Source organism: Roseiconus nitratireducens, from assembly GCF_008629675.1.
In the GTDB taxonomy this organism is placed as follows: domain Bacteria; phylum Planctomycetota; class Planctomycetia; order Pirellulales; family Pirellulaceae; genus Stieleria; species Stieleria nitratireducens.
Genome location: NZ_VWOX01000009.1, coordinates 222,134 through 248,965, shown reverse-complemented (window position 1 = coordinate 248,965; position 26,832 = coordinate 222,134). Strand labels below are relative to the sequence as shown.

The 26,832-nt window shown below is 61.5% G+C and carries 13 protein-coding genes; 8 read left to right on the top strand and 5 right to left on the bottom strand.

Annotated features, from left to right (window positions below):
• Positions 1-81: 81 nt before the first annotated feature.
• The 3 genes from FYK55_RS16770 to FYK55_RS16760 all read right to left on the bottom strand — a co-directional run bounded on the left by FYK55_RS16770 (position 82) and on the right by FYK55_RS16760 (position 6,240).
• Positions 82-1,566, bottom strand: coding sequence for a DUF1501 domain-containing protein (locus FYK55_RS16770; RefSeq protein WP_150077582.1), 1,485 nt, complete (start codon positions 1,564-1,566; stop codon positions 82-84).
• On the bottom strand, positions 1,563-3,716 hold the full coding sequence (locus tag FYK55_RS16765) for a serine protease (protein ID WP_201743732.1): 2,154 nt from the start codon (positions 3,714-3,716) through the stop codon (positions 1,563-1,565). Before FYK55_RS16765 ends, FYK55_RS16770 begins: the two co-directional genes overlap by 4 nt.
• 268 nt (positions 3,717-3,984) lie before the next feature.
• Entirely contained in the window at positions 3,985-6,240 is a 2,256-nt protein-coding gene (locus tag FYK55_RS16760) for a DUF1549 and DUF1553 domain-containing protein (protein WP_150077581.1), read from the bottom strand.
• Positions 6,241-6,783: 543 nt separating this feature from the next.
• Between FYK55_RS16760 and FYK55_RS16755 the strand changes: the two genes are divergently transcribed.
• From FYK55_RS16755 to FYK55_RS16730, 6 genes are all read left to right on the top strand, one after another.
• Complete coding sequence (locus tag FYK55_RS16755; RefSeq protein ID WP_161604567.1) at positions 6,784-10,077, top strand: WD40 repeat domain-containing protein; 3,294 nt, start codon at positions 6,784-6,786, stop codon at positions 10,075-10,077.
• Positions 10,078-11,001: 924 nt separating this feature from the next.
• Entirely contained in the window at positions 11,002-12,360 is a 1,359-nt protein-coding gene (locus FYK55_RS16750; protein ID WP_150077579.1) for a DUF1501 domain-containing protein, read from the top strand.
• A gap of 156 nt (positions 12,361-12,516) precedes the next feature.
• Positions 12,517-15,108: a DUF1553 domain-containing protein gene (locus FYK55_RS16745; protein WP_150077578.1), complete on the top strand. Its 2,592-nt coding sequence runs from the start codon at positions 12,517-12,519 to the stop codon at positions 15,106-15,108.
• An 85-nt stretch (positions 15,109-15,193) separates the two neighbouring features.
• Positions 15,194-17,371: a hypothetical protein gene (locus tag FYK55_RS16740; protein ID WP_150077577.1), complete on the top strand. Its 2,178-nt coding sequence runs from the start codon at positions 15,194-15,196 to the stop codon at positions 17,369-17,371.
• 379 nt (positions 17,372-17,750) lie between these two features.
• The gene (locus tag FYK55_RS16735) at positions 17,751-20,657 is read left to right on the top strand and encodes a PSD1 and planctomycete cytochrome C domain-containing protein (RefSeq protein WP_150077688.1); all 2,907 of its coding nucleotides are present in this window, start codon (positions 17,751-17,753) and stop codon (positions 20,655-20,657) included.
• A 146-nt stretch (positions 20,658-20,803) separates the two neighbouring features.
• Complete coding sequence (locus tag FYK55_RS16730; RefSeq protein WP_150077576.1) at positions 20,804-22,252, top strand: DUF1501 domain-containing protein; 1,449 nt, start codon at positions 20,804-20,806, stop codon at positions 22,250-22,252.
• A 61-nt stretch (positions 22,253-22,313) separates the two neighbouring features.
• Here FYK55_RS16730 and FYK55_RS16725 read toward each other — a convergent pair whose 3' ends face one another.
• Both FYK55_RS16725 and FYK55_RS16720 read right to left on the bottom strand, forming a co-directional pair.
• On the bottom strand, positions 22,314-23,465 hold the full coding sequence (locus tag FYK55_RS16725; RefSeq protein ID WP_235908756.1) for an alpha/beta hydrolase family protein: 1,152 nt from the start codon (positions 23,463-23,465) through the stop codon (positions 22,314-22,316).
• Between the two features lie 50 nt (positions 23,466-23,515).
• Entirely contained in the window at positions 23,516-25,252 is a 1,737-nt protein-coding gene (locus FYK55_RS16720) for an SGNH/GDSL hydrolase family protein (RefSeq protein ID WP_161604566.1), read from the bottom strand.
• 595 nt (positions 25,253-25,847) lie between these two features.
• On the opposite strand from FYK55_RS16720, the gene FYK55_RS16715 reads away from it, so the two are divergent.
• Both FYK55_RS16715 and FYK55_RS16710 read left to right on the top strand, forming a co-directional pair.
• Complete coding sequence (locus tag FYK55_RS16715; protein WP_150077574.1) at positions 25,848-26,177, top strand: ArsR/SmtB family transcription factor; 330 nt, start codon at positions 25,848-25,850, stop codon at positions 26,175-26,177.
• 78 nt (positions 26,178-26,255) lie between these two features.
• Positions 26,256-26,819 (top strand): rhodanese-like domain-containing protein, encoded by a 564-nt coding sequence (locus FYK55_RS16710; protein WP_390621733.1) that lies wholly within the window; start codon positions 26,256-26,258, stop codon positions 26,817-26,819.
• Positions 26,820-26,832: the final 13 nt, after the last annotated feature.

The following is a 26,832-nucleotide window of genomic DNA, read 5'->3' as shown; positions in this document are numbered from 1 at the left end:
AGTTTTTTACCTGCACTTGGCGCGCCGCCTTGGCGAATCTGGCCGGCAATTCGTAAGGAACCTTCCAAAGCTGCGGAGGTTTTACGTCGAACGCATCAACTCCTTGATCGGTCTTCCGTGATCAACGATCGGCGTCGGTCGACCGTTGAAATCTTCCAGGAAGACGTTGGAAGCGTCGATTCCCAGGTGATGGTAAAGGGTGGCCAGGAAGTCGCCGGGACCGCAGTGCCGTTCGATCACGTCTTCGCCGCGTCGATCCGTCGCGCCGATGCATTGTCCCGGCTGGATTCCGCCTCCGGCCCACAGATTAGAAAACGCGCGCGGCCAGTGATCACGTCCGGGTTGCTGGGTGCCGGCGGGCGCACTGGCGTTTCCGGCGCCGGTGCTGGGCTGATGGCTGATCTTGGGGGTCCGACCGAACTCCCCCGTCACCACCACCAGGACGCGGTCCTGCAGACCGCGCTCGTGAATGTCTTCGATCAGGGCGGTGACCGCTTGGTCGTAGGCCGCGGCGCGGAATCTGAGGGCATCAAAGACGTGATGATTGACCGCGTGATCGTCCCAGTTCTGGACCCGGCCGCACAGCGGACCCCGCAAGCTGCTTGTCAACACCTCCACGCCCGCTTCGACAAGCCGGCGGGCCAGCAGCAATTGTTGTCCCCAAGTGTTGCGGCCATAGCGGTCCCGCGTGGCGTCGTCTTCTTGGCTCAGGTCGAACGCCTGTTTGGTTTCGGGATTGGTCAGCAGCGCCATCGCCTGGGATTCAAATTCGTCCAGCGTTCCGGCCTGGCCGTACTCGTCGAATGCCCGCGACAAGTCGTCCAGCTTTTGCCGCAGGTCGACGCGCCGATTCAGTCGCCGGACCTGATGCGAATCGGTCAGCCCGATATTGGGAACGACGAAGTCGGGCGAGTTCGGATCACCGGTGACGGCGAAGGGCGAATAGGCGTCGCCCAGATAGGCGGGGCCGTTGTACTGCGTGGGCGGATTGATACCGACGTAGCGAGGCAACGGATTGCGTCGCTCGGGGTCGTTCCCCGCGGGATCATTCGAGCGCAGGTAATTGGCCACGGACATCCAATCCGGCAAACGGGGTTTGGGCTTGTCGCGGGTATCGGAATCGCCCGACAGCAGCTGCATCGAACCGGCGGGATGTCCACCCGCAGTTTGATGCATGCTGCGGAGCACGGTGAACTTGTCCGCGATGGCGGCTTGTCTGGGAAGCAACTCGGTGAATTGCATTCCAGGCACCTTGGTCGCGATGCGGCCGAAGGGACCGCGATACTCGGTCCCGGCCAGCGGCTTGGGATCGTAGGTGTCGATGTGGGAACACCCGCCGGGTTGCCAGACCATGATGACCGCTGTTTTCGCCTGCTGTGCCGTCGGGCTCGCCGCACGCAAACGCAGCATCCCGGGAAGGCTCAAACTGGCGAACCCGGCGATGCCCATCCGCATGAAGCTGCGGCGAGTTCCGCGTTGCAGGGGATCGCCCGAGGGACCGGGGCAGTGTGTGGAGGAAGGCGCCGCAGCGTCCTCCGCGCGGCGTTGCCTGATGGATCGGCTCATGGTTTCTTCGCGGGCTGGACTTCGATGGTGAACGGGCGTGAAACGACAATGTCAACAATGTCTTTGGTGGGAACGGGTTTGGTCGGCGCGTCAACAAGGTCCGACAGGGCGATCGCTTGCGGCGAGTACTTCGCGACGACGCTACCGCAGAGGGCGATTTTGTACTGGCCGGGGGCAACCTTCAGTTTGGCCAGGTCCAGCACGACATCGGCGCTGTCTTGATTCAAATCCAAATCGATTTTTGGATGTTTCTCAAAACCGTGCCCCATGACTTCCAGGCGAATTTTCGTCCCCGAAAACTCGCTCCGACGGATCAAATCGACTGGCAGGGTCAGCGACTGGCCTTCCTGAACCTGAATCGTTTCCGGCGAACGGGGCTGGACGGTCAGCGGGGCGATCTCGGCACTTCCGACGGAGACCGGGACGTCCGCCAATAATCTGGGATGCGGGATTTCCGCCCAGGCGTCTTTCACCGGCCAAGCCATGGACGCAAGGCGGCAGGTTCGGGTCACCGGTTTGCCATCGATCTCGGATCGTCCCACCAATCGAGCTCGGCTCCAGCCCGGCGGTGCTTCCGCATCGGCGGTGACCAGCATCACGCCCCGCGACTGGCCGGCGGGAATCGTCAAACCGTCCGCCGTCACCCCCGGCGGCAACAGGTCCATCGACAGTTCAATTGCCCCGTCAAACCCGTCGCGCCGAATCGCGACGACTTCCAGCGGCATGGTCGCGCCCGGTCGCAACGCGATCGGTTTGGAAAGCGCGTTGCGGTCACCGTTCCTCAGTTCCATGTGCATCGCCCACGCGACCAGGACAAAATCGGGCGACGCTTGCCGAATCACCAAGTGGTACCGGTTTCGTGGATCTTGACGCGTCCCGCCAAACAGATCCGAAAGCTCAAGCCGGTACAGTCCGTCTTCGGGGATCTCCAGCTTTCCAAGCACATCGGACGATCCGACGTTGTAGGGCGGCCCGTCGTAGGCGTAGTTGTTGCCAGACACCTTGACCGGACTGGGGATGTCGCTCAGCAACGCCACATCAACAAGGGTCGGCTGTTGTTTGGATTCAGGAAGCGGCGGCACGACGCGTTGCACCAGGACGGAGGGATCGGTCGGCAAGCCAAGGCGCTGCGAACCAACTTCGATCCACCACGTTTGTCCCTTCTTTGCCGTGAATTCAAACACGTCCACGTCCGCGGCAGGGAAGAACGTGCCGGCCAACTGACAGGGTGGGGTGATCGTTTGCGCCTCCGTCGCTTGATCATTGGGTTCCGTTTCCGGCGACGAGTCGCCGGGGGTGAACGATTCCGGCGGCCAGGAAGCGGCACTGACGGCGACGGTCCCCGCATCCGGCACGGGCTTCGCTTCGTCCGACAGTTCGCTCAGAGCGAGCCGATAAAAAAAGTCCGCACCGCCTTGAAACGTCAGTTCATGAACCTTGATCAAGTAGTCGCCATCGGCGGGGGCGGTGAAATCCAAGGGGTCGCCGGTCCGCTCCACCAACAGGTCGCGCCCCAGCGTGTCCGAAAGGATCACGACCGGTCGCAGCTTGGAATCGATTCGCCGCGCGGCACACTCAATGAAGATCCGTTGGCCCTCGGAAGCTGTGAAGCGATAGTGATTGATGGCACGGACGGGCATCACCGCGTTGCATACCGAATCAATCGCAAGGGGATGCGGCGATTCGGGTGACGTCGAGGATTCGGTCTGAGTCGTTTCTCTCAGGTGGCCAACCGTGAACACGCGTGGTGTGGAAAGCCCCAGCGAAGTCAGCACGCGAGCCTCGTGAATCCCCGTGGGGCAGTCCTCGGCGATCGAGACCAGGAAGGTATTGGGAACCGCGTTTCCTTTCTCGTCCCGCTTGGCGACGGCCCGGATGCCGTCGTTGGAGAAGACCAACTCACTTGCCGGGTCGATCGATTCGCCACGAATTGTGATTTCGACCTCCGATCCGGCCTGACCGCCCATGGGAAAGGTCGCCAACAAACGCGGCGCGGGCAGACCCACCGATTGCGCCCTCGCCGGAACCGAATTGATTGACAAGCATGCCAGACATGGCATCACCAGCCACACCATCGCCCGGAGGCGTGCCAGCCGGCCGAGTGAATTTGTCATCGGTTCGTTCATCAATCCGCCTGGAAAAAGGGTCATCAAATAGTCTCGCCAAGCCCGCCGATTTCATTTGGAGATCGGAGAGTCTCTCGCTGGACGGCGCTCCTTCGGGTGGGCCGCATGGCGCAAGCCGCGGGTCTACTCGCCTCAACCGGCGGCCAACGCCTTGCCGCGTTTTGCACTGCAAATCACGGCCTTGTTTGAAAACTCGCTCAATCCCGTAGCCGCCGTGGCGATCGCGGCGGAAAGCCACGCTCTGGCGAGCGTAGCTACGACGGTGTGATTGATTGAATGTGGTGCGGTGCAGCTAATGGTTGAACATGAATTCTTTGGTGTTGATCAATGCCCAGATCAGGTCTTGCAGATTCTGCTTGCGGGCTTCGCGTGTGCCCAGCGGCTTGCCGTCGGAATCGTTTCGCGGTTCGAGCAGGTAATGGACGGCCAAGTCGTTCTCGCTCGGGCTGGGATAGCGACCGAAAGCGGCCAGGTACAATTCGGCGACCGCGTTCTCCGGTGAAACCCCATCGGACTGCGAGAGCCGTTCGGCGCGACCGCCGGGAAAGGCAAGTTTGTTTTGGATGTCCGAAGCGCTCAGCAAATGCAGGCTTTGCGCCAGGCTGGCCGACTGGACGCGTTCGCATTCGCAGACGCTGCTGCTGTCTGGTCGACCGAATACTTTTAAGAACGGCGACGACCGGTTGTAGCTGTTGTCGGGCAACGCGACGGCCCTCGTTCCGATCGGAAGGTTGGCGAAATCCGTGCGGGCGCCGGTCAACTGATCGATCGCGTCCAGCAACACCTCTGCCTGCAATCGCGTCGGATAGTGGTGGGAGTAATTCTGGCGGTCGGACCGGTTCAGTTCGTTCGTGTGCGAACTCAATTGATACGACCGGGACGTGGTGATCACGCGGATCAACTGTTTCAAATCGAAACCGCTCGCGATGAACTCCTGCTCCAGGGCCTGCAGAAGTTCAGGATTGGTGGGCGGGTTCGTGTCGCGGATGTCGTCCTCCGGCTCGATCAGTCCGATGCTGAAAAAGTGTTTCCAATAGCGGTTCACCAGGGCCTTGGCAAAGAACGGGTTGTCGGCAGAGCTCATCCAATCGGCAAGTCGCAGCCGCGGGTCCTCTCCGGCCGGGATCTCACCGACATCCGTGCCCAACGCCGCCGGCCGCAGCCATTGTCCCGATTTGACATTTTGGGTTTGGGCGATTCCTCGCTCATGAAAGATCAGGTCTTCGCCCCGCACCGCGGTCGGCTTGCGTCCGACTTGGCTAAAGAATGCGGCCAGCGAGTAGTAGTCGTCCTGGCTCCAACGCTCGAACGGATGGTGGTGACATTGGGCGCATTGCATGCGGACGCCAAGAAACAGCTGGGCAACGTCTTCGATCTGCTGCTTGGGATCCTTCACCCGCTTGTACCAAGCGACTGGCGGGTTGCCGATGACAGTCCCCGTCGCGGCGAGCAGTTGGCGGACAATCTGGTCGTACGGCTGGTTGGCCAGCAAGCTGTCACGGACCCAAGCGTGGAAAGCGAAATTGGACGTGATGTCGCTGCGATCATCCCGGCGATTCTTTAGCAACGCTGTCCACTTGTTGGCAAAGAAGTCCGCGTAGTCCGGGCTATCCAACAACGCATCGATCCGTTTGCGACGCCGCTCGGGATCGTCACTACTTAAAAACGATTCGGCTTCAGCCACCGTCGGCAGTCGACCGGCGATGTCCAAGGTGGCTCGACGCAGAAAGGTCGCGTCATTGCAAACCGATGCAGCGGGAATGCCCAGCTTGCCGAGGTTCGCAAATAGGAATCGATCGACAACGTTTTCGGGATCGGCAAGCGGAGCCACCGTGGCACCGGCAGGGATGGCGGCGTTGTAGACGGCCACGTGACCCTGGTAACGAACCATGATCGCCGCTTTACCGGGAATGTCGGACGCGTCGATCCGTCCCGAGTCCGACGTTTCCAGCATGGCCGGCTGGTTGGATTCATAAAGCGCCAACGATGTGACGTCTCGCTCGGAATCGTTTGAGTAGTGTGCGATCGCGCGGATCTGTCGGCTGGCGCCCTTGGCAAGCACTTCGTCCGGCGGCTGGACTTCCAGCGACATCAGCCGCGGAGCGTCGGCAGCACCGCGTGGGGCTCCGGCGGCGATCCAGTCATGCAGCTGCCGGTAGTGAATGGAGTCCGGCTCGATACGCACGCCACCTCCGTGCGGCCGCCGCCCGGTCGCCTTTAACAGCAACAAGCTTTGGTCCGGCGCGGCCGGAGACAGCCGCCGGCCACGTCCCTCCCTCACCAGATGGTCGTAGTCTTCGTCCGGCTCGAACCCTAGCAGGGAGAGTTGAAACCCGTTTTGACCACCACCGGCCTTGGCGTGGCAGACACCGGTGTTGCATCCGGCCTTCGTCAGGATCGGAACGATGTCGTTGGTGAAATGCGGCGTGTCACCGTCGATCTGCTCAGACGGACCGACCGGGCTGGGACGCTCGGGCTGACCTTGAAACTCGGGCTGACCGGTGACGTCGCCGGCCAAACCAGGCGCCGTCACCAAAAGTCCGATCATCAGGCCGAGCCCGCGCGATCGGGCAATCGTTGAGAGCCGGATCTTTAGGAGCCGGATCGTCATTGGCAGAAGACCGACGACGCGGCGTAACGCCGCGCGGAGCAGGGGCCCCCGACAGGACAGGTCGTCTCGCATCGGCGTGCGTCACAAGGTGGGATGGGTTCCCGGCTGGACCCGGGGGCGGGAGAGTCCATCTGGACTGCTATGAGACTACTGACCGGGAGAATCACTGTCAAATTCTCCGACGGTTGTGCGTGATGGCGGATCGTCCGTCTCAGCAGGTGATTCCATCGATCGACTCGGACATCCGTCTGTCACAGCGTCCGAGACGTGGCCGGGTGGGAACTTTCCCGATGTCTTGCTCATCCGCGCAACACTTGTAGTAAATTGGTAGGCCCCTCCCGCCTGATCTCCCGCCTGCCCACCGGTCCCACCATGCGCCCCGTTCATCCCCAGCACGGCCTGGTCCGTTGCCTCTCGAAGTGTTGCCTCGCGCATCCCGGTCCGTGGTGGTCTCGCGGTTGGCTTGCTGCGACGATCGCAATGGTTTTACTTCACGGCATCCTCGATTCGGCGGACGCCCGAGCCGACCTGCCACTGAAAGTCGCCGAACTGGAGCGAACCGATCCGGTTGATTTCGGCAGTGAGATCCTGCCGATCCTGAAACGGAATTGTGTGGCCTGTCATCACAAGGGCGAGGCCGAAGGGGGCCTGATGCTGGAGTCCATCACGACGCTGAAGGACGGTGGCGATAGCGGACAGGCGGTGGTGGCCGGTGACGCCGCATCAAGCTTGCTGATGTCCCGAGTGACCGGTGAGGAAGAACCCTTGATGCCGCCGGAGGATAATTCGGTGGGGGCTTCCGCGCTGACGCCGGAAGAGTTGGGGTTGCTGCGTCTTTGGATCCAGCAAGGCGCATCGGGAAGTGATGCAGCCGCCGAGTCCATTCAATGGCAACCGGTTCCCGAATCGGTGCGGCCCACGTACGCCATCGATTTCTCACCGGCGGGCGATCTGGTGGCCTTCACCCGGGGAAATCGGGTGATCCTGATGGATTTGGAAACTCAAGCGGAGGAGGCGCGTCTGGTCGACGCCTCGCTGAATGTCGGTCCGGTGGCCGACGTGGACCTGGTGCAGTCCGTCGCGTTCTCGCCGGATTCTCGTCAGATCGCGACCGGCGGATTTCGTTCGGTACGTTTGTGGGAACGCACGCGAGTGGCGGACGACGACGCGAATCCGTTGCAAGGTCGGACGGCTCGGCGGGTGGCTTTCAACGCGTCGCGCGATCGGGTCGCCATCGTCAACGCCATTGGCGATCTGGAAATCTGGAATCTCAGCGAGAATCAACCCCAGGTCACCATCCGTTCGCTCGGGGAGCCGTTGGCTGGACTCGCATGGGTCGAAACCGCACCGCGTCTGATCGCGGGCACGACCGGCGGAACGATCGCCGTCTACGACGCCACGACCGGCGCGACAATCAGCATCAACGATCTGGCACTTTCGATCGACCAGGTGGCGGTTGGCCGCGACGGTGCGCATGTGGCCGTGTCGGATCAACAGGGAAGCGTGCGATTGATGAAGGTGAACCAGGCTGCGACAGAATCAGACGCCGGATTGGAAGTGGTCCACGATTCGTTGGGACAAGTCAACGATGCGGCAGCGATCGCCGTTCTGTCCAGTCCCAAAGCCGCCGTCGTCATCGCCAGCGAGTCGGGCGGCATGAAGATCATCGATGCCGAAAACAATCAGATCATTCGCACCATCGATGTTCCCGCTCCCGTCGGAACTATCACGGTGTTCGACAATGAGTCAAAAATGATCCTGGGTGGTTCTGACGGGATCGCTCGGGTGTGCGACATCGCTTCCGGGAACATCGTGCAGACCTGCCAGGGAACTCGCGGCGAACAACTTGCGATTGATCGAACCGAACATGATGTGGCGCGGCAAAAGACCATCGTGGCCGCGCTGAACGCCCGGACCGGCGAGTTGGACGGACTGCTGAAGAAAGAAGAGGAAGCATTGGCCGCCGTCGTCAAGAAACGTGACGAACTGGCCAAGACGCATGCCGACAAGGAATCCAAGCTGGTCGATGCGGTGAAAGCCGTCCAGCAGGCCAAAAGCAATTCAGAGAAAGCCGGCAAACAGGCTGCCGACGCCGCGCAAGCGATCGTCTCCACGAAGGCATCCATGCAGATGGCAACGGCCAAAGTGAATTCGCTCTCTGCGGTGGTCCCGAATCTGGAACAGAACGTACGCGCCGCCGAAGCGAAACTGGCAGCCCTGCCAGCGGCTTCTGAGGCAGGTGAGCCGGACCAGGGTTCAATGCCGGATAGCAAGGGTCCCAGCGATGTCGGTGATGAAGACGCCGCGGAACCCTCGAAGCCTGCAGACTCGACGCCTGCCGACTCGAAGTCTGCAGACTCGAATGCGGATTCCGGATCGGCCAGCGGCGACGAACCGACGGAGAAGGACAAACCGAAAAACGAAGAACCGAATGACCAAGATCCGTCCCCCCGGCAAGCCGCTGAAAAAGAATTGGAGCAATCCGCCGCCGCGTTGGCAAAGGCCAAGTCCGATCTGCAGTCGGCTCAGGCGTCGGTGAAGGACTTGCAATCCAAAATTGAAGCATTGACCCAAACGGAAGCTGCCGCCAAAGCTGCAAAGGACGCTGCGGAAAAGGAATTGAAGACGGCCAACGAGGCGGTGAGCAAGGCTGAAGCGGAGAAGGCGAAGAGCGAACAGGAGTTGAAGAATCAACAGCGCGCCGTCGATGCAGCGACCAAGGCCCGCGATCGGGCCGCCGCCGTCATTCCGGAACATCAATCACGGCTGCAGGCGGCAACGCGGCGGCAGACTCGATTGGAGCAGCAGTTGGCCGGACAACAGCAGCGACTCGTGGGACCTGCCAAGAGCGTCATCGACTGCAGCGTTCGGCCCGACGGTCAACGCTTTGCAACGTTGCACCGCGATGGGACGTCCACGATCTATCGTCTGTCGGACGGTCGCCCGGTCGACCATCTTGAGTCTGCCGCCACCGCCCAGGTTTCGCTGGTCGCGCCGTCCCTGACGCCTCAGGTGGTGCTGCTGCCCGAACGGTTGATCCGGCTTTCCGATGCCACGATCCAATGTCAGGAAACACGGTTCCGGTGGGAGCTGCGTCGCCAAATCGGCGCCGTCACAGACCCGCAAGTGATCGTTGATCGTGTCACGGCGATCGACTTCAGTCCCGACGGATTGACCGTGGCGGTCGGGAGTGGTGAGCCCAGTCGTTCGGGAACGGTAAAAGTTTTCAGCACGCAGACCGGTGAAATGCTCCGTGATTTTGGCGAGTTGCATTCCGACAGCGTGCTTGGTCTGGCGTTTTCTCCCGATGGACACACGCTGGCGTCCGCGGCGGCCGACAAAACTCTACGGCTAACCGACGTCGCCACGGGGGAATTGATCCGAACGTTGGAAGGCCACACGCATCACGTGCTTGCCGTCGCTTGGCAAAACGATGGTCGAACGTTGGCATCGGCCGGTGCGGATCAATCCGTCCGAGTCTGGGACTCCGGGACCGGGGAGACCCTGCGAACCATCGGCGGCTTTCCGCAGGAGTTGACGGGCATTGAGTTCGTCGATTCCGGCAGCCAGTTCGTCGCGGCCTGTGGGAGCGGTCAAATCCGTTTGGCCGATGGCTCCAACGGAAAGACGATTCGCAATTTTGATGCGGCCGGTGACTTTCTATTTTCGGTCGCCATTTCACCGGACGGACAACGGTTGGTCGCCGGCGGCCAGAGCGGCGTCGTCCGGCTTTGGAATCTGTCCGACGGGAAAAAGATCGCGGAATGGGAGTGATTCGAAGCGGCTTTGCCGGCGAGGGTCGGTGACGCGTTTCGTTGGTTGTCAGGCGGAGCCTGACTTGCAGCCGGTTCCAAGGCGGGAGCCTTGGAACCAGGGTGGTGGTGGTAGTGGTTTCACTCAGCCACCTCGTTCCCAGGCTCTCGCCTGGGAACGCACTGAGCTGGCGGCTCCGCCGCCGATGTTCGTTGAGGCGTCTCGTTAGTCGTCAGGCGGAGGCCTGACTTGCAGCCGGTTCCAAGGCGGGAGCCTTGGAACCAGGGCGGTGGTGGTAGTGGTTTCACTCAGCCACCTCGTTCCCAGGCTCCCGCCTGGGAACGCACTGGGTTGGCGGCTCCGCCGCCGAGTGGCGGTGACGCGTCGTGCTGGTGGCCCGGCGAAGCCTGAGTTGCAGCCGGTTCCAAGGCGGGAGCCTTGGAACCAGGGTGGTGGTGGTAGTGGTTTCACTCAGCCACCTCGTTCCCAGGCTCCCGCCTGGGAACGCACTGGATCGGCGGCTCTGCCGCCGAGGGTCGGTGACGTGTCGTGCTGGTGGCCCGGCGAAGCCTGAGTTGCAGCCGGTTCCAAGGCGGGAGCCTTGGAACCAGGGCGGTGGTGGTGGCAGTTGTAAGCAGCCACCTCGTTCCCAGGCTCCTGCCTGGGAACGCACTGCGTTGGCGGCTCCGCCGCCGAGTGGCGGCGATGGCTCGCATCGTTTTCTGACCCGTGCGAGACCCCCTCTTTCAGCGGAGTGCGGGGAGGCCGTTATCTTGTCGGGAGAGGATTCACCAGTCCACCTGCCGGTATTTCGCGACCTAAAGTTGCTGCGCCGGCCTTCAGCGGCTTATATTGGTAGGCGGATCTCCCCTAGCAGATCCCTCCCCACCTCGGTCGGATGCACATCCGGCCACCGCCCCACCTCCTACCTTCAGGGCGAGAATCATGCTGTCCATCATGGCGAACCCGGGCCGTCGGTATTGCGATGGCGTCAGCCGCCGCGGTTTCTTGAAAATCGGCGGGCTGTCGTTCGGGGCCGGCGGATTGACGTTGGCCGATCTGTATCGGGCCGAAGCCGGGATGGCCGCCGGCAACCCCCGCGGTTCCTCGCACAAATCGGTCATCAACATCTTTCTGGCCGGCGGCCCCCCACATCAAGACATGTGGGACATCAAGACGGAGGCGCCCAGCGAGATTCGAGGCGAGTTCAGCCCCATCAAAACCAATGTTTCGGGCATTGAGATTTGCGAAGTGTTTCCTCGTCTGGCGCAGATGGCGGACAAGGCGGCCTTCATCCGCAGCGTCGTCGGTTGCAGCGGTGGTCATGATGCGGTGCAGTGTCTGACCGGTTGGAAGCCCAACGACTTGCGCAGCATCGGGGGGCGGCCCGCGATCGGCGCCGCGGTTTCAAAATTGTTCGGCCCGGTCGATCCGTCGGTTCCGCCGAACATCGGGCTCGCCGCGCCGACGCAGCACAAGCCGTGGTCCGATTCCGGGACCCACGGATTCCTCAGCACCGCCCACGCCGCGTTCAAGCCGGACGGTCCGGGGATGAAGAACATGACGCTGAACGGGATCACGTTGGAACGATTGTCGGACCGCCGGGCGTTGTTGAACGAGATCGACACGTTGCGACGCGACATCGACATCAGCGGCGCGATGGAGGGGATGGATGCATTCGGCCAACGTGCCCTGGACGTGCTGACCAGCAGTAAGCTGATCGATGCATTGGACCTCTCCAAAGAAGATCCGAAGATCGTCGAACGCTACGGCGATGGGAAGCCTTACCAGTACCAGTACGACGGCGCCCCCACCTGCAACGATCATTTGCTGATGGCTCGGCGGTTGATTGAAGCCGGCGCTCGCGTTGTCAGTTTGAGCTATGGTCGCTGGGACAGCCACGGCAAAAACTTCGATCTGGTGCGAGACCATGGCGGTAAATTGGATCAGTGTCTCAGCGCCCTGATCGAGGATTTGGATCAGCGCGGCATGTTGGACGACGTGACCATCGCCGTCTGGGGCGAATTCGGACGGACACCCAAGATCAATGCCGGTGCCGGTCGTGACCATTGGACACGTGTCAGCTGCGCCTATTTGGCAGGAGGCGGCATGCGGACCGGACAAGTCATCGGCGCCACCAACCGCCTGGGTGAGGAACCCACGGAGCGGCCGGTCGACATGCAGGAAGTCGTCGCCACGCTGTACCACAATTTGGGAATCGACACGGCGACGACGACGATCCCTGATCCCACGGGACGTCCCCAATATTTGGTCGACCGCGATCCGATCCGTGAATTGATCTGACGGAATACCACTCGGTCCGAACATTCCGCGTCGTGTGTCCGCCGCAGCATGGCTGAAGCGACCGGGCGTTTGGACCTGCCTCCCTCCGACACGCCTTCCCCGTGACGCTGCCGGCTACCCGCGGCGTCAATCCCGCCCACCTCCCCCGCCGCCAAAATGAATACCGAAAGAGTCACTGACGGACTCGTCTTCGTTGCCAGTCGGTTCGTTCAAGTCCGCGGCGGCCCCGCGCGGATTCGATCTGCTGGTGCATTCCTTTGGCACGCGGCCGCACTCACCTGGGTCATTGCGGGTGGGATGTCGCACGGTGACGCGTGGGGCACCGACAGTGTTGATTCTTCCGCGAACTCGGGCGGTCCGGCGTTGGCGTTCGATCACCGTCAGGAAGACTTGGAGCTGCGGGGACGCGATGCCCGCCTGCAGTTGATCGTCAGTCGATCGGACACGTCGGGAAATGTCACGGATGCTACCCGCGAGGTGACCTACACGGTTGATCCCGATGGGATTGTTGAGGTTTCGCAGGAAGGCTTTGTCACTCCTCTGGCCGACGGTGCCTGCACGATCGTCGCCGAATCCGCGGAGGGCACGCGGGTGGCGACAAGCTTGGTCGTGGCTGACATGACGGCCAATCCGCCGTTGAGTTTTCCCGGACAGATTGTTCCGATCTTTACGAAGTTATCCTGCAACGGCGGCGGATGTCACGGCAAAGCGGCCGGACAAAACGGGTTCAAGTTGTCTTTGTTGGGATTTGAACCGCGCGAGGATTATCGCCACCTGATCGATGAGTCGCGTGGGAGGCGAATCTCGCCGGCGATTCCCGACAGGAGCTTGTTGTTATTGAAAGCCACCAACGCATCGCCTCACGGCGGAGGTCAGCGGTTGCAGGTGGATAGTCACGAGTATCGGATGCTGCGACGTTGGATCGCCCAAGGCATGCCCTACGGAAACGGGGACGAGCCGACGGTTGTTTCGATCGAAGTGTTTCCGCCCCACCGGCGACTTTCGCCATCGTCCAGGCAGCAGCTTTCGGTGGTGGCGACCTATTCCGATGGCAGCCGCGAGGATGTCACGCGCGGGGCGGTGTACGAATCCAACGATCCGGAGATGGCCGAGGTCAATGCGCGAGGGTTGGTGGAACTGCAGGAGTTCGTGGGAGATGTCGCCGTGATGGCGCGTTTCCAAGGACAGGTTGCCGTGTTTCGAGCGGACATTCCCCTGACGTCCACAAGCACGTTGGCGGGGGAAGCGTCGCAAATGGAGTTTCCGGAACCGCGGAACATCGTGGACGAACTGGTTTTCAAGAAGCTGGCCTCGTTGAGGATCCCCGCCTCACCACCGTGCGACGACGCCACCTATCTGCGTCGCGTGACCCTGGATATCGCCGGCCGGCTTCCAACGTTGCAGGAAGCGCAAGCGTTCGCGTCGGATGGCAGCCCGGACAAACGTGCCCGCTGGGTCGATCATCTGCTGGACAGTTTTGATCACGCCCAGTACTTCGCCAACAAGTGGAACGCCATTTTGAAGAATCGCCGGCAGCGTGGTGAACTGCACCTGTCGACCATGGCATTTCACGATTGGATCCAGCAAAGCATTTACTCCAATCAGCCTTACGATCAATTCGTTCGCGACATCATCACGGCTTCGGGCAGCGTGGCCAGCAATCCACCGGTCGCCTGGTACCAACAGGTCAACGATGTGAATCAACGCGTCGAAGATGCGGCACAACTGTTTTTGGGCCAGCGGATCCAGTGCGCTCGGTGTCATCACCACCCCTACGAAAAGTGGAGCCGTTCGGATTACGCACAGATGGCCGCGTTTTTCACGACGGTGACGAAGAAAGCCGACGGAGATCCGGCTGAGCCCGATTACGTGACGCGCGTCGCTGCGGCTCAATTGCCCGATCCGAAAACAGGCAAACCGTTGCCGCCCGCAGGATTGGATGCTCCGCCGGTCACGCCTCGGCCTGGGGAGGACCCGCGGGTTCAATTGGCCGATTGGATGACCGACCCTTCCAACCCGTACTTCGCACGCGCGATTGCCAACCGGTATTGGAAGCACTTCATGGGGCGTGGATTGATCGAGCCGGAGGATGACTTACGCGTCACCAATCCGCCGTCGAATCCGGAGTTACTGGACGCGCTGGCCGACACGTTGGTCAAGTCCGGGTACGACCTGAAAGCCTTGATCCGAATGATCACCGTTTCCAAAGCGTATGCGTTGGACAGCCAGCCGATGGAGCGAAACCTGGGGGACCGACGCAGCTACTCGCGTTTTTATCCAAAGCGGCTTCAGGCGGAAGTGCTCCTGGACGCGGTTGATCAGGTGACCGGGACGCCTACCCGGTTCGCCGGGATGCCGCAAAACGTGCGCGCGGTCTCACTGCCGGACACCGAATTCGATTCTTACTTTCTTGACGTGTTTGGTCGGCCCGATTCGACAACGGCCTGTGAATGCGAACGGAGTCAGGACGCCAATTTGACGCAAAGTTTGCACCTGCTGAATTCGGAACAGATGCAGAACAAGTTGTCAGATGACGGCGGCCGGGCGGCGGCACTCGCGGCGGACCCATCGCGTACGGACCAGCAAAAGGTGGAAGAACTGTTTCAGATCGCTTTGAGCCGGGAGCCGGCCGACGAAGAAATGAAAGCGATGGTCAGTTACCTGAGCCGCAAAGAAGACTCCCGAAAGGCGTACGAGGATTTGATTTGGTCTCTGATCAATTCCAAAGAGTTTTTGTTCAACCATTAGCCGCGACAGCGGCGTTCGCGATGCGACGCCCGGAAGGACGTGAATCGATGTCGCTGCCACAAACCTCTTTCAGGTTGCCAACTTGATGAGCCAACGACTTTTGGGGGTGGCGTGTCTGGTGCTGATCGGCGCCGGGATGTCGCCGGCGCAGTTCTTGCCCATCGAGCTGCGCGCGGTCTCGCGCAGCGGCGCCCAAGTCGGCTCCACCGTTGAGATGCGAGTCGTCGCCGGGGATCGTTTGGATGAAGTGAATCAGTTGCTGTTTTCACACCCCGGTATTTCGGCGGAGGTGAAGACGGGCGAAAAACTGCCGCTGAGCGAATCGCCGGAAGTCGAGTACGGGAGCTTTCGCGTCCAGGTTGCCGAGGAGGTTCCACCGGGACGCTACGAAGTTCGCGCGGTGGGACGTCATGGCGTTTCCAACGCTCGCGCCTTCCTGGTCTCTGAACGGCCCACCGCGGAGGTCGCGGCCAGCCACGATCCGCGACAGCCGACTCCCCTGGCGCGTGACACTTGGGCGACCGCTTCCACGTCCCCGGAGGCGCTGGACTATTACGCGGTTGAATTGACGAGGGGAAAATCGGTTCGCGTCGATCTGTTGGCGCAACGGCTGGATTCCAAGATGTTGGGGTACCTGAAGCTGTACGACCCCCAGCATCGATTGGTGGCGGTTTCTCGCGGTGCCGACGGCTTTGACCCGATCCTGGAGTACCTACCAGAAACCAGTGGCATTCACGTGCTGGCTGTGCATGACGTCCTGTATCACGGTGGCCCGGAGCACCTCTACCAATTGTTGGTCCGCGACCTACCGGCCGAAGAGCTCGTCCTCGCCGACTTGGGAAAGGATGCACGGACGTTGCCGCGAGTCTGGACACCCGAGTCGATCACGGCCGAAAGCGAGGGAGGTATCGATGAACCGGCGGATCCCGCCGCTCAGGTGCAAACGCTGTCCGTACCGCACGAAGGGACCTATTGGTTCGCCCCAAAGCATGGGGAGAATCTGTTCGAGTTTCCGGCGGAAGCGAATCAGGTCGTTGCGATCGATGTGATCTCGCATCGGCTGGGTGAACCGACCGATGGCCGGCTGACGGTGCAGAAGGTCGAACGTCTCGCGGTTGACCCAAGCAGTTCGGATCCGGACTCGTCATCTGCGGCGACGTATCACGACCTGGCAACGGTCGATGACTTGCAGGCCGTGGGCGACGCCGCCGTGCGACTCAGAACGTCCGATCCGGGTTTGACCTTCACGGCGCCTGCGTCGGCAACCTATCGCCTGGTGTTGCAGGATTTGGATGTTGGCGAAACCTTGCGGCAGCGGCAATGGTACCGCCTGCGGTTGACGGAGCCGAATCCAGGTTTTGATTTGGTCGCCTATCGCAGCTATCCCCATCGCGACGCGAGCCAATCCAAGCCGTTCGGCACCAAGCTGTTCCGAGGCGGCGCGGAAACGATTCAGGTCTTTGTGCTGCGACGTGACGGTTGGGCCGGTGCGGTGGAGGTGGTTGCGGAAGGTCTGCCCGACGGCGTGCAGTGCGCGCCGATCGTCATTGCGAAGAATCAGAATCAGGCTTGTCTGACACTGGTCGCCGCCGAGGATGCGGGTGCCGCACGGGCGGACATTCGGGTGGTCGGCACCAGCGTTGACGATTCTCACACGTCTCTCGCCGTCCCCGTCTGCATTGTCCACGCCCGCGGTGCCGGGCGTGATTTTGTCCGCTCACGAATCACGTCGTCATTGCCCGTGTTCGTTTCGGCAGATGATCTCTCACCGATTTCGCTGCATTTGTCAGCGGAGGCCACACCGAAGGTCAAGCAAGGCGAGACGCTGAAGCTGCCGGTCACGGTGACGCGTCGAGAAGGCGGCCAAGCCGTGTGCCTGCTACGGCCTCGCGATCTGCCGCCGGGGGTGAGTGCCGCCGAATTCAGCGTCGCGGCGGACAAAACGGACGCGACGGTCGAACTCAAAGTCGCTGCGGGAGCAGCGGTGGGACACTATTCCATCTGGATGCAGGGCGAAACGAAGGTCAAGATCCAGCCGAACCCCCAGCGTCTGGCGCGGGCCCAAGCCTATCGCCAGGAATTGCAGGAGCTCCAAGACGATCCGAATTCGACGCAACCCAAGGAAGCCCTTCAGGCCGCCGTGGCACGCGCCGATCAAGAGATCGAGGCCGCCAAGAACGCAGCCAAAGAACAGGAGATCACGGCGTTTGTGCCCACCAACGTGGTGACCTTTGAAGTGACCGGAGCCGCGGAGGGATCGTGACCTCAGCACAGGCCCGGAGGGCCGAAAGGTCCCTGCCGGTGGGCTTGCCCGGGCTCGCCCACCGGTCAGAGTCGGTTCGGGTTTGACATCTTTCCCGCAACCGGGATAACAGGGGCCTGCGGTGTCCGTTGGAGTAGAATCTGCAGGCGTGCCGCCGTCGCCTCGATCGGCAACCGCTGCCACAATGAATGCGATCGTCTTTGGACCCAGCCCCGAGAACCCCGTGCGACTTTATCCAGCCGTTCGTCACCGAGACCTCTCCAACCGTCCGGATCGGCCCCTTTCGAACCGCGGATCGGCCGAATTTCGGAGCCGTCCACGGAAACCGTCTTCAACGCATTGGCAATCAATCCGCTGGTGCTTGTGGATCACAGGCTTGATGCTGTCGGCCGGTGTACCGGCCGTCGCCGGGCCGCCCGAGGAGGCGACGTCAGCGGCGATCGATTTCAACCGGGACATCCGTCCGTTGCTGTCGGACAAATGTTTTGCATGCCATGGTCAGGACGAGCAGGCCCGCGCATCAGGGTTGCGGTTGGATATTCGTGAGGAGGCAATCGACAGCGGCGCGATTGTTCCGGAGGCTCCCGAAGAAAGTAGCCTGGTCGATCGGATCGGGGCTGATGACGAAGACCTGCGGATGCCGCCACCGGATTCTGGCAAGGAGCTGACCGACGAACAGGCGGCGCTGTTTCGGCAATGGATCGCCCAGGGGGCGGCCTACGAGCGGCACTGGGCGTTCCGTCCGATCAGTCAACCGGAAAGGCCGACTCTGGATGCCACTTCCGGTCAAACGTCGCGCAATGCGATCGACGACTTTGTGATCGACCGTTTGCGGCAGAGGGGGCTTTCCCTGTCCGCACCGGCCAGCCGGGAGGTCCTGATTCGTCGACTGTACCAGGACCTGCTGGGGTTGCTTCCCGAAGTGGATGAGGTGGAGGCGTTCGTCAACGACCCGTCGCCGGATGCCTACGAGCAACTGGTGGATCGACTGTTGAACAGCGAGCATTACGGTGAGCGGTGGGGGAGGCACTGGTTGGACCAGGCTCGGTATGCCGATTCCCACGGGTACACCATCGACGGCAGCCGCGAAATGTGGCCCTACCGGGATTGGGTCATCAACGCCCTGAACCAGGACATGCCGTTTGACCAGTTCACGATCGAACAACTGGCCGGCGACCTGTTGCCCCAGGCGACTAAGTCGCAGCAGGTCGCGACCGCGTTTCACCGCAACACAATGATCAATCAGGAAGGCGGCGTCAAAGCGGACCAGTACCGTCACGAAGCAATCATCGATCGCGTCAACACGACGGCCGCGGTGTGGCTAGGTTTGACGTTCGGGTGCGCCCAATGTCATTCGCACAAATATGATCCGGTCTCCCATCAGGACTACTACCGGTTTTACGCATTCTTCAATGGGGGATCCGACGCGAACAATACCGGACCGACCGTCGAAGTCGGCCGCGGGGAAATGTTCGGCTGGACCCCACAACAGCAAGAAGCACTGGCGGAGTGGAAGCGTCTTCGCAAGGAGCTGCAAATTGCCGAGTCGAAGCTTGCCGAATCGGACGTGGATCCGTCCGCCTGGACCTGGGATGCGGCAGAGATCGGGGATCGCACGACGGTCAGCAATGCGGAACTGCAACTGCTGACGGATGGATCGTTGCTGGCCGGCGACGACGTTGCACCCAATGACACCTATCGGTTGGAGCTGAAAGGACTGTCCGAGCCCATCACGGCGGTCCGATTGCGATTGTTGACGGATCCAAGTTTGCCCGCCAGCGGCCCCGGCAGAGCCGGCAACGGCAACTTTGTGTTGACTGATGTCGCGCTGGAGCTGGATGAGCAACCGGTGCGGTTCAGCCAAGCCTGGGCGGACCACAGCCAGAACGATTACGAAATCGGCGACGCCATCGACGAAGACTCGCAGACCGGTTGGGCCATCAACGTGAACGACCAGCAGCGCCGGGAAGGTCATGTCATGAACGCAGCGCACCAGGCCGTGTTCGTGTTGCCCAAGCCCGTTGCGACCGCCGGACGGTCGATCACCCTGGTGCTGCGTCACGACCGCAACGCCGACTACCAATTGGGGCGGTTCGCGATCGACACCAGCCATTCGTCGGTTCCGGAATCGGAAAGCCGGTCTCATTGGCCGGCGGAAGTGGCTCGGCTGAAACAGCGTCTGGAAGCCGTCCGACCGATGGTCCCTGGCGAAGGACGCACGGTGTCCCAGATGGTGATGGCGGAGCAGGCGTCGCCGCCGGAAACCTTTCGTTTGGATCGCGGCGATTTTTTGACCCCCGCGACCGAAGAGGGGCCGCTTCAGCCGGGTGTGCCGGAATCCATTGATGGTGACGGCGAACGAGCGGAGTTGCAATCCAGACTCGATCTGGCCAAGTGGCTCGTCTCTCGGGATAATCCCCTGACCGCCCGCGTGCTGGTCAATCGTGTCTGGTCCAAGTACTTCGGTCGCGGTCTGGTGCAAACGGAGAATGACTTTGGATTCCAGGGGACGCCACCGAGCCATCCGAAGTTGCTGGACTGGTTGGCCGATGATCTGATGCGGAACGGTTGGTCGCTGAAGGCGTTGCACCGTCGTATCGTCCGCTCGGCCACTTACCGTCAAAGCAGTCAGGTGACGGCCGAGAAGTTGGCCAAGGATCCCGTCAATCAATGGCTGTCCCGTCAATCGCGGTTTCGCGTTGAAGGCGAGATTGTGCGGGACCAGGCGTTGGTCGTCAGCGAGAAGCTGACGCCACGGATCGGAGGTCCCAGCGTTTATCCTCCTCAGCCCGACGGTGTGTTCGATTTCACCCAGCAAAAGAAAAGTTGGCCCACCGAGACCGGCCCGGATCGCTATCGGCGAACTTTGTACACGATGTTCTACCGCAGCGCTCCGTACCCGCTCTTGACCACGTTTGACGCACCCGATTTCAGCACGACTTGCACCGCCCGGGTCCGCTCCAACACGCCGTTGCAAGCCTTGGCGGTGGCCAACGATCCGATGTTTGTCGAATTGGCTCGCGGGATGGCCCAGTCGGTGTTGCGGACGCACGGCGATGACACGGATGCGACTTTGACCACGATGTTCCGCAAATGTTTTTCCCGGTCCCCGGAGCCGGCGGAAATGGAAGTCCTGCAAAACTACCATGCGCGACAGCTGGAATACTTCGCCGCCGCGCCCCAGCAGTGCCGGGAGTTTGTGGGAGAGGAATCCGCACCGCTCGCCGCGGCCACCAGCGTGGCCAGGCTGCTGATGAACAAAGACGAATTTGTCACCCGAAACTGATGCGAACGGCGCCGAGCCAGGTCGCTGACTTGACGCCAATTTGCTTTCCCACCCCACTGTTTGCTTCCCCAACTCCCAGTTGGCTTTCCCAATCCACCGGGCCGGACGCATCGACGTTTCAGCACCGCCAACCGAATTGATCGACCATGCATTCACCGTCGAACCACGAACAACTGCTCCGACGCCGATTCTTTCTTCGTCAATCGGCCCTGGGGTTGGGGGCCATCGCGTTTGCCGAGAACTTTGCTGACAAGAGCGACGCAGCCGAAGCGACCAGGCCGCAGGAGACCGCTCCACGCCCGATGACTCCACGCGTTGCTCATTTTCCGGCGAAAGTGAAAAACGTGATCTACCTGTTCATGGCCGGCGGACCCAGCCAGTTGGAGCTTTTCAGTCCCAAGCCCGTGTTGAACGACTATCACAATCAGAAGCCGCCGGAAAGTTTCATGGAGGGTCGCCGCTTCGCCTTCTTGAAGAGTGACGCCAAGCTGTTGGGAAGTGCGCGTTCCTTCGATCGGTACGGCGAGTGCGGCATGGACCTCAGCGAGTTGTTGCCGCACCACCGCAAGATCGTCGACGACGTTTGCTGGATGCGGGCGGTTTCGACCGATGTCTTCAACCACGGCCCGGCCAAGCTGTTCATGAATTGCGGTTTTCAGGCACCCGGGCGTCCCAGTTTGGGATCGTGGGTCACTTACGGGCTGGGCAGTGAATGCCAGGATCTTCCCGGATTCGTCGTGTTGCAGTCGGGGCCCCGAGGGCCGAGAGCCGGCAGCGCCTTGTGGTCCAGCGGATTTTTGCCGACCGGATATCAGGGTGTGCCGTTCCGCAGCAAAGGCAGTCCGATTTTGCACCTGAGCAATCCGGCGGGCATCGATCGGGAGCGTCAGCAGGATTTCACCAGCACGCTTTCGCAGCTGAATCAGATGCACATGGACCAGGTGTCGGATCCGGAAATTGCCACCCGCATGCAGGCCTATGAGACGGCCTTCGCGATGCAGATGTCGGCCCCCGAATTGTCTCGCATCGAAGATGAATCTCAGGAGACACTCGACGCCTACGGTGTGCAGGAGGGCCAGCCTTCCTTCGCCAAAAACTGTCTGCTAGCGCGCCGGTTGGTGCAACGTGGCGTGCGATTTGTTCAGCTGTACCACACCGATTGGGACCACCATGGCGGGAAAGAAAACTTGGAAGGCGCGTTGGATGCAATCTGCAAGGAAGTCGATCAGGCGTCGGCCGCTTTGGTGCTGGATCTGAAGCAGCGGGGACTGCTCGACGAGACTTTGGTGATTTGGGGTGGAGAGTTCGGCCGCACGCCGATGGGAGAAGTCCGCGCGACGATCGGTCGCGACCATCACGTCGATGCCTTCACGATGTGGATGGCCGGCGGCGGCATCAAACCAGGCTACATCCACGGTGCCACCGATGAACTGGGATTTGGGCCGACCGAAGGACGGGTGCATGTGCATGACTTGCATGCCACGATCTTGCATCTGCTCGGACTCAATCACAAACGCCTGACCTATCGTTTCCAAGGTCGTGATTTCCGGCTGACCGATGTCCACGGTGAGCTGGTGCCTGAGATCCTGGCCTGATGCGCGCGCTGATGGAGGCGACGCGTTCGGAGCAGTACCGGGCGATGTTCCGTCCGTCGCGTCACTCCGGATCCGGAGCGTCGGGCGCGAGCGTTTCTTCGATCAACCGATAGGCGCGCTCGCGCATCGCTTCGGGAAAGTCGTGGTCGCAATCGGGGTGCAAGACCTGCAGCCGGTCCGGGACGCCAAGCAATCGGTACACGTCGCGCGCGGCCGCGGCGATCCGGTCGACACTGGCAGCACGAAAATTGGTGTCGTGTTTTGGAGCGATGATCAGCGTGCGGCGCGGCGCGAGGGCACCGATCAATTCCGGAAAGTCGAACGGGATCTCCTGCAGCCGGTTCTGGTACGCGGCCATTTGCGGCATGTAACGTTGCTGGCACCAGCCGTGTCCCGGTCGCCAGCGTTCGGCATCTCCGTCGTAGTAGTCGACATAGCAATCCAACCCGCAACTGCTGACGATCACAGCGATCCGCTGATCGAAACAGGCGGTGTAGACGGCGTTGTGGCCGCCGAGTGAATGACCGATGGCGGCGAACCGGTTTCCCCGCACAAACGGCAGCGATTCAAGCAAGTCCAATCCTCGACGGTTGTCCCAGATCGCTTTGGCGGTTCCACTTTGCCAGCCCAGATTTTCCAGGTCGGGTTGATAGTCTGCCATCAAAGGGTAGCTCGGCGAGAGCGTGACAAAGCCCCGCTGGGCCAATTCAGCGGCGTACTGCCGGTTGGGCCTGCCGGCGATCCCGACGACAACCTGGTGGCCGTGTTGCAAATCAGTCGGATGCAGGCAGAGAACCGCCGGCGCCACGCGGCCGGCGGGGCCCAATGCCGTTTTCGGGACGCAGAGGTAAGCGGGAACATCACAACCCGGCTCACTCTGGTAGCGAATCAGCTGACGCTGATAGGAACCGCAATCAACGGTTTCGACCAACTGCATGTCCAACGGGCAACGACGCCGTTCCGCGTCGAAAGCTCCCATCACGGAGGACATCGCTTGCAGCACGCTGGATCGGCGCCGTTGCCAATCAGCTTCCGACTTGACCGGGTGCCTCTGGCCGCCTTCGTCACGATATTGCAGCAGGTCGAACCGTGGCAGTTGCCGTGCGGGCGGCTCTTCGGCCAACGCACCTTTGCCGGTACATGTCCCAATCAGGAATCCAACCAGGCAACCGGCCAGCAGCATCGCAAACGTCCGGACAAATGAACCTGGCATCGCGTCGGGAGTAAGACAGGGGAGGCGGTGGGAAGGCGGAGGTCTGAATTCTACCGCAACCGCGATGCGGCGACCGATCCGATCAGGTCGGCATCGCCACGCAGCTCCAATAACCTGCTGCCAAGACCACCGATCAGCCGATCGTCCGCTCGGCTTCCTAGCACCACGTCACGGCCGTCGCCGCCGTCAAATTCCACGGCGATCTCGGATCCGGCGGCTGAGAGGAAATCGTCACCTTCCAGCCCGAATGCTACGACACGATCCACGTTTGTTGGGTCAAGTGAGGCCACGGTTTCGCCATTGAGGGTCAGCACGTGAACGCCTCCGGCATCGGGGCGAATCCGGATCCGATCGCTGCCGACGGTTCCCCAGATCACCACCTCGCGAAGCGCGACGCTGGAATCACCGTCTTGATCTCGGACACGAATCTCAGGTGTCACCACGGGCAGGGCATCGTAGCTGTGCGTCAGGGAAACTCCGGCGGCAGTTCCCTGAACGGATTGCACTTCCCCGTCGCCCCAATCGACGGTGTACTCGAACGGGCCGTTGCGGTCATTGATCGAGGCGTCGTCCGCCGAAAGCCAAAGCTCCAGTTCACCGGCTTGGCCACTCTCGTGCCTGGCGTCGAGTGTCGGGACGGTCGTGACACCTGACACATCGATCGAGACTGTCCCCTGGTCGCTGAGGTGTTCCAGCACAAGGTCGGCGATCAATTCGTGGCCGCGCTGGGTGGGGTGAACGGAATCCCAGAACAGCGAAGTGGAGGGATCCAGAACGACTTGCGTTCCATCAAAACTGGCCTCCGTCACGTTGGTCAAGCCGAACGCGTCGGGGTCGTCGGTGATTTCTTCAAGGCGACCGTAGACGTCGATCGGCGTGATTGCCAAGCCGCTTGAGTCCAGGGTCGCCGCCAGGTTGGCATTGAACGCTTGGCTGATCGCGGACAATTGTCCGCTGAGTACCGGATCGGAAAGCCCGTAAGGTGTCGATCCCAGGTCGGGCATGTTCATCACCAGGACATGTTGCGCACCGCGGGCCTGCAGATTTCCCACGTGGCTGACAATGTTGGTGATCGCGTTGGCAATCACCGGAGCGGGATCTGAAAACGGTAGAAAAAAGTCATTGGTTCCAGCCCAGATGACGTACAGGGCCTGCGGATCAGCGGTCGGCCCGTAGGCATCCAGGTAGGCATCCAGTTCGTCGGCGACACCGGGCAAGTCCGTTCCCAGAAGCGATTCATTGAAGTTCTCCGTGCCCGAGGCGGCGCCCGCGACGGCGAAGTTATTGGCCAGCGTCGTCGCCAATCCCAGTCCCGGCGCTGCCTGTTCCACCCACACGGGACCATTGGAGAAGCGGCCCTGATCATAGGGCGGATCGGGAGGAAAGGTTCCCGCGGTGGCCGCGAACAGTTGTCCTTGATCGGAAAGGCTGTCGCCCAACACATAGATCTGGCTGAATTGGGGTGTGGCGGTGTAGTGGAAAGTGTCCACCGCCGATTCGCCGCCCGCCAAGCCTTGCAGGTCTGCTGATGTCCGCGGGTCGTAGTGGAAGTCACCGTCTTCTTCCACCGTCAGGATGGCTCCAGAGGGCAAGAAAATCGGAGACGATCCCACCGGTTGCCCGTTCCATTCTGCCACTCGCAATGTCAGGCCAGGGGCGACCGATCCGTCCAGCCGGTCCGAGGTCAACACGTTGCCCAGGACCACGCTGTCTTCATCGGTGCTGAACTGGTCGTCCGCCGCAATCGGCGTCAGTGAAACGCTGGCCAGCAGGTGGCGACGTTCCAACGTTTCGCAGCGGAGCGGACGAAACGGGGGGAGGACGCACGTTGCGAAGGAAGACTGCGGCGAACGCCGGCGTCGGAGGCACAGTGAGAGCATCGATGAGTTCTCCGGATGGATGATTGGGCAATTCGGGAAGGGCGCGAGAGCGTCGCCTAAATCCACAGTCAACTTTGCCGAACCAATCGACCGCTCGTGGAGCGAAATATTTCCAGAAAGTGTGTTCCGGAGTCACACCGAGAATGTGCCACGCGGGCACGCCGTTTCGGCATTGTGGGCCGCCGGTAAGCAGCCCACTCGCAGCGATGTTTCGCTCCGTTGGACGCCTTCTGCTGGAGAGTCGCTTCCGTCGATCGTTCGGATGGTGATCTCGCTCGCCATGCCGCGACGGCGGCGGTCGCCTTCGGACGGCGCGGCACGCCGCTTGCAACCCTGAAGCGAGTCAAGTCGGGCGGTGACGGAGTTGCCTTTGCCGCGGCCGCCGATTTCCGTGGCGGTCCGGACGGTTTGGAAAGAATCCGCAAAAACATTGGATTGACATATCGTGACCTCACGATATATTGATACATAGAGCTGAGTGAGATTCCCGAGGAGTTCCCCGATGGCCCGCGTCCAGCATCCCAACCTCTCCAAGCCTGCCGGCAGCGTGGAAGCGTTTACCGAGGCCGCCGAGTGTTTGCGGACGCTGGCGCACCCGGTCCGAATCCGGATCGTGCAGTTGTTGCTGCACGGCCGGTACACGGTCGGGGAGTTGGCTGAAGACTGCGGAATCCCGGACAACGCCGCCTCGGAACATTTGCGTCTGTTGCAGCGGTGTGGGTTTCTTGCCAGTGATCGGGAAGGGCGACGGGTGTATTACCGGGTCGCCGAGCCGCATCTGAAATCCTTGATGGCGTGCATCGAGGGTCGTTTCATCACCCATGCGGGGTGAGGGCTGTTGGTGGAGTCGTCTCAATTGGCCGGCCCGGCTGCGAACTGACGCGGGGCCATCGAAACAGGAGTGCAGGGTATGAAGACCATTGATGTGAAGACCATTGATGTGAAGACGTTGGCGGAAAAGCAGCGGGAAGGCGAGGTGGACTTGATCGACGTTCGCACGCCGGTCGAGTTCCGGGAGATCCATGCCGACGGGGCCCGGAATTATCCGCTTGATTCGCTGGATCCCAAGCGGGTTCTGGAAGCCCGCAACGGAAGGTCCGCCGAACCGCTGTACGTGATTTGTCGCAGCGGAAATCGTTCGTCAATGGGCGTCAAGAAATTCTTGGACGCCGGGTTCGACAACGTTGTCAACGTCGACGGCGGGACCAGCGCTTGGGAGCAGGCGGGCCTGCCGGTCCAACGTGGCAAGAAGGCCATTTCGCTGGAGCGTCAGGTGCGGATCGTCGCCGGGTTCCTGGTATTGCTCGGCGCGGTGCTGGGCTTTTTCGTGAATTCGTACTTCATTGCCCTCTCGGCGTTCATCGGGGCGGGCTTGATGTTTGCCGGCATCACGGACACCTGCGGGATGGGGATGATGCTGGCCAAGATGCCTTGGAACCAGTGCTGCGACGACACGGGCACGTGCGCGTCGTGAACGGGGGCCGCCG

Coding starts and splice junctions, on each gene's coding strand:
- FYK55_RS16770 (WP_150077582.1), bottom strand. CDS start 1,566: ATGAGCCGATCCATCAGGCAACGCCGCGCGGAGGACGCTGCGGCGCCT.
- FYK55_RS16765 (WP_201743732.1), bottom strand. CDS start 3,716: ATGACCCTTTTTCCAGGCGGATTGATGAACGAACCGATGACAAATTCA.
- FYK55_RS16760 (WP_150077581.1), bottom strand. CDS start 6,240: ATGATCGGACTTTTGGTGACGGCGCCTGGTTTGGCCGGCGACGTCACC.
- FYK55_RS16755 (WP_161604567.1), top strand. CDS start 6,784: ATGGTTTTACTTCACGGCATCCTCGATTCGGCGGACGCCCGAGCCGAC.
- FYK55_RS16750 (WP_150077579.1), top strand. CDS start 11,002: ATGCTGTCCATCATGGCGAACCCGGGCCGTCGGTATTGCGATGGCGTC.
- FYK55_RS16745 (WP_150077578.1), top strand. CDS start 12,517: ATGAATACCGAAAGAGTCACTGACGGACTCGTCTTCGTTGCCAGTCGG.
- FYK55_RS16740 (WP_150077577.1), top strand. CDS start 15,194: ATGAGCCAACGACTTTTGGGGGTGGCGTGTCTGGTGCTGATCGGCGCC.
- FYK55_RS16735 (WP_150077688.1), top strand. CDS start 17,751: ATGCTGTCGGCCGGTGTACCGGCCGTCGCCGGGCCGCCCGAGGAGGCG.
- FYK55_RS16730 (WP_150077576.1), top strand. CDS start 20,804: ATGCATTCACCGTCGAACCACGAACAACTGCTCCGACGCCGATTCTTT.
- FYK55_RS16725 (WP_235908756.1), bottom strand. CDS start 23,465: ATGCCAGGTTCATTTGTCCGGACGTTTGCGATGCTGCTGGCCGGTTGC.
- FYK55_RS16715 (WP_150077574.1), top strand. CDS start 25,848: ATGGCCCGCGTCCAGCATCCCAACCTCTCCAAGCCTGCCGGCAGCGTG.
- FYK55_RS16710 (WP_390621733.1), top strand. CDS start 26,256: ATGAAGACCATTGATGTGAAGACCATTGATGTGAAGACGTTGGCGGAA.